Annotated in this window: 3 protein-coding genes and 1 pseudogene; 3 read left to right on the forward strand and 1 reads right to left on the reverse strand. The window is 68.0% G+C overall.

Annotated elements, in window-relative coordinates:
• The 3 genes and pseudogenes from V7Q39_RS19500 to V7Q39_RS19510 form a co-directional block, all read left to right on the forward strand.
• A pseudogene (locus V7Q39_RS19500) lies at positions 1-405 on the forward strand (biopolymer transporter ExbB); the annotation flags it as partial.
• A gap of 1 nt (position 406) precedes the next feature.
• Positions 407-2,017 (forward strand): peptidoglycan -binding protein, encoded by a 1,611-nt coding sequence (locus V7Q39_RS19505; protein ID WP_333818274.1) that lies wholly within the window; start codon positions 407-409, stop codon positions 2,015-2,017.
• 141 nt (positions 2,018-2,158) lie between these two features.
• Positions 2,159-3,007, forward strand: coding sequence for a DUF2189 domain-containing protein (locus V7Q39_RS19510; protein ID WP_333818275.1), 849 nt, complete (start codon positions 2,159-2,161; stop codon positions 3,005-3,007).
• Positions 3,008-3,269: 262 nt separating this feature from the next.
• Here the strand turns inward: V7Q39_RS19510 and V7Q39_RS19515 are convergent.
• Positions 3,270-4,274 (reverse strand): AAA family ATPase (locus V7Q39_RS19515; RefSeq protein WP_333818276.1); only part of this gene is annotated, 1,005 nt, incomplete at its 5' end.

Here is a 4,274-nt window from a genome sequence, read left to right on the forward strand (position 1 = left end):
GCGCTGGGCCTTCTGGTCGACCACATGGCGCAGCAGATGGAGGAATTGCAGGCGCTGCAGGCCCAGACCGAGGCCAACCGCTTCCATTCCGAGGCGAAGATCGCCGAACTGGTCACGGTGATGACCCGGCTGACCGAGAAGATCGACGCCGAGAAAGGCCAGACCGCGGCGCTGCGCCGGATCGCCGAGGGGCAGGAGAAGCTGCTGGCGGTGCTGGAGGCGACCGAGGGCGGCACGGCGGACCCGGAAAGCCGGATGCGGCTGCGGTCGATCGACGTGCAGCTTCTGCGTATCCTGGAGGAGATGTCGGCCGGGCGGCAGGAAACGCTGACCGATCTCAAGACCGACATTTCCCAGCTGACCGCTGCGATTCGCCAGCTGGGCCGCAGCGCCGGGCGGGCCTGAGATGGCCGCAAGCCGCAGCCGCCGCCGGGACAGCAGCATGATCTGGCCGGGCTTCGTCGATGCGGTGACGACGCTTCTGATGGTGCTGATGTTCGTGCTGACCATCTTCACCGTGATGCAATCGGTCCTGCGCGACACGATCACGACGCAGGACACCGAACTCAGCTCGCTGACCAGCCAGGTCGCGCAGCTGGCCGATGCGCTGGGGTTGGAGAAGGCCAAGGCGACGGATCTTGAAGGGCAGGTGGCGCAGTTGAAGGCGGGCCTCGCCTCGGCGCTGGCCGAGGGTGAAAGGCAGGCGGGGGTGATCGGCACGCTGACCGCCGACCTGACCGCGCGCGAGGGAGAGCTTTCGGCGGCAAAGTCCCGGATCACCGATTTCGAGGCGCAGGTCGCGGCCCTGCTGGTGGAACGCGACAAGGCGCGCGGCGATGCGGACCGGCTGACCGCCTCGGTGGCGGACCTGGAGGCGGCGCAGGCGAAGCTGGTCTCCGAGGGGGAAGCGATGACGCTGGCGCTGGCCAAGGCGCGCGAGGAAATCGACGCCGGGGCCGAGGCTGCGCGCCTCGCCGCCGCCCGCCGCGAAGCGCTGGAGGCTTTGCTGGCCGAGGCGAAGGCCAAGGGGGCAAGCGATGCGGCCGCGCTGGAGGCGGCCAAGACGCAAGTTTCCGAAGACGAAGCGGCCCGCCTGGCGGATGCTGCGGCGCTGCAGGCGCTGCGCGACCGGCTGGCCAATTCGGATACCGAGCTCACCGCGATGACCCTGGCGCTGGAAGCCGAACGGAAGAAGGCCGAGGAGACGCTGACCCTGCTGGCGGCCGCCCGGACCGAGGCGGCGAAGGGCGCGACCGAGAAGGAGGCGGCCTTGTCGGTAGCCGAAGCTGCGCTCCTGGCGGAAAAGGACAAGGTACTGGCGGCGGCGCGGCAGGTGGAACTCCTGAACCAGCAGGTCGCGGCGCTGCGCAGCCAGCTGGGCAGCCTGCAGGCGCTGCTGGACGATGCGAAGGCCCGCGACGAGGCCGCGAAGGTGCAGCTCGATTCTCTGGGCAAGGACCTGAACACCGCGCTGGCGCAGGTGGCGGCGGAACAACGCAAGCGTGCCGAGCTGGAGGCTGCCGAGGCCGCGCGGCTGGAGGCCGAGAACCGGGATCTCGCCCGCTTCCGGTCGGAATTCTTCGGGCAGCTCTCCAGCCTGTTGCAGGGGCGCGAAGGCGTGCGGGTGGTGGGCGACCGTTTCGTCTTCTCCTCGGAAGTGCTGTTCAACCCCGGTTCTGCTGACCTGGCCCCGGAAGGCCGGGCGCAGATCGCCGGGGTGGTGCGTATCCTGGACGAGGTTCGCACCGAAATCCCGCCGGGGATCGACTGGATCATCCGGGTCGACGGCCATACCGACAACGTCCCCATCGCCCCCGGGGCCGCCTTCGCCGACAACTGGGAACTGAGCCAGGCCCGCGCGCTGTCGGTCGTCCGCTTTATGCAGAACGAACTGGGTTTCCCGCCCGACCGGATGGCTGCGACCGGCTTCGGCGAATACCGCCCTGTCGCAAGCGGGAACGACGAGGCCTCGCGCGCGCAGAACCGCCGGATCGAGCTGAAGCTGACCGAACGCTGAGGGCGCACCACTCCGTGACTGCACGGGGGGCGGTTTCGTGCTATACTGGGGCAGAGAACCGTTGCTTGCATGTCGATGCCACTGGGATGTCCGGGGCGCGCGAGAGACTGGCCCCGGCGCCCCCGAACGGGAGGAAGCCTGATGCCGAAGACGATCGGAAATCCGCTGTCCTGGACCATGGGTGCGCTGGGTTCGGCGGCCGGATATGCGACGGTGGTCGTCGCCCCGGCCCGCGAACATGCGCCGCCTGTCACCCGGCCCCTGACGATGGGCGACCTGCGGACCGCGCTGCGAAAAGGGTGGGAGGATCTGGCGGCGATGCGGTCGGACGTGATGTTCGCCTGCATGCTGTACCCGCTGATGGGGGCGGTGCTTCTGGCGCTGGCGGCGCAGGGCAACCTGACGCATCTGGTGTTCCCGGTGCTGTCGGGCTTCGCTCTGGTCGGGCCGGTGGCGGGGCTTGGGCTTTACGAGCTGAGCCGGAGACGGGAGGCGGGGCTGCCGGTCAGCTGGGGCTCGATGTTCGACGTGCTGCGCTCGCCCCGGTTCCCGCGGATCATCATGCTCGCGCTCTTCAACGGGGTGATCTTCATGGCCTGGCTGCTGATCGCCGATGCGATCCATGCGGCGACGCTGGGGCCGGAGCGGCCTGCCAGCCTGATGGCCCTGCTGACCGCGGCGATCACGACCCCGGCGGGCTGGGTGATGACGCTGGTCGGGACGGGTGTCGGCTTCCTGCTGGCGGTCGCGGTGCTGGCGGTCAGCGTGGTGTCCTTCCCGCTGCTTCTGGACCGGGACGTGAGCCTGCCGCTGGCGGTGACGACCTCGGTCAAGGTCGCGCGGGAGAATCCGCGGGTGATCGCGGCCTGGGGGCTGGTGGTGGCGCTGGGGCTGGCCATCGGCATCCTGCCGTTCCTTCTGGGGCTGATCGTGGTGCTGCCGGTGCTGGGACACGCGACCTGGCATCTGTACCGGGCGGCGGTGGCGTGAGCCGTCTACGGTGGCAGCTGTCGCTGGCTGAATGATTCCAGCGGATTGCTTGGGGGCGTTCAGGGTTTCTGCGGCTCCTCGTGCGACTTCGTCTTCTCGTCGCGCGAGGAGTGCCGAAAGGCATCGACGAGCGATCAGAGGGGTGCCTCCGGCGGGGATATTTGGGCAAATGTGAAAGGATCAGAGGGCTGCAGGATTGGAGCGGGCGCAAATGAAAACCCCCGCCGGATCAGGGCGGGGGTTTCGTTGACGGTCGCGCGTCTTATTCGGCGGTCAGAAGCGGAGGCTTCTGGCCGGTGAGGCGGGGCTTCGCCGGTTCCTCGATGTCGAGGACGATGGCGTCGTCCTTGACCTTCACCCGCACCAGGCCGCCCTTGACCAGCTTGCCGAACAGCAGCTCCTCGGCCAGGGGCTTCTTGATGTGCTCCTGGATGACGCGGGCCAGCGGGCGGGCGCCCATTTTGTCGTCATAGCCCTTGTCGCCCAGCCAGGCGGCGGCTTCCGGGGTCAGCTCGATATGGACGTTGCGGTCCAGAAGCTGGGCCTCCAGTTGCAGCACGAACTTCTCGACCACCTGCATGATGATCTCTTTCCCCAGCGGGGCAAAGTTGATCACCGCGTCCAGACGGTTGCGGAACTCCGGCGTGAAGGTCCGCTCGATTGCCGCCGTATCCTCGCCTGTGCGGCGTTCCCGGCCGAAGCCGATGGCGGCCTGGCTTTGTTCGCGCGCACCCGCGTTCGAGGTCATGATCAGGATCACGTTGCGGAAATCCACCGTCCGGCCGTTGTGGTCGGTCAGCTTGCCGTGGTCCATCACCTGCAGGAGGATGTTGTAGACATCCGGGTGGGCCTTTTCCATCTCGTCCAGGAGAAGGACGCAATGCGGATGCTGGTCGACCCCGTCGGTCAGCATCCCGCCCTGATCGAAGCCGACATAGCCGGGCGGCGCGCCGATCAGGCGGGAGACGGCGTGCTTCTCCATGTATTCCGACATGTCGAAGCGGATCAGTTCCACGCCCAGCGAGGACGCCAGTTGCTTCGCCACCTCGGTCTTGCCGACGCCCGTGGGACCGGCGAACAGGTAGTTGCCGATGGGCTTTTCCGGTTCGCGCAGGCCCGCGCGGGCCAGCTTGATGGCGGAGCAAAGCGCCTCCACCGCCTTGTCCTGACCGAAGACCACGCGCTTGAGGGTCTTCTCAAGGTCGCGCAGGGTTTCGGCATCGTCCTTCGACACCGATTTCGGCGGGATGCGGGCGATCTTGGCGAC

Source organism: Tabrizicola sp. (genome assembly GCF_036781545.1).
GTDB lineage: Bacteria > Pseudomonadota > Alphaproteobacteria > Rhodobacterales > Rhodobacteraceae > Tabrizicola.

What these genes read in the sequence shown, in the direction of transcription:
- V7Q39_RS19510 (WP_333818275.1), top strand. Translation starts at nt 2,159, where the DNA reads ATGCCGAAGACGATCGGAAATCCGCTGTCCTGGACCATGGGTGCGCTG.
- V7Q39_RS19505 (WP_333818274.1), top strand. Translation starts at nt 407, where the DNA reads ATGGCCGCAAGCCGCAGCCGCCGCCGGGACAGCAGCATGATCTGGCCG.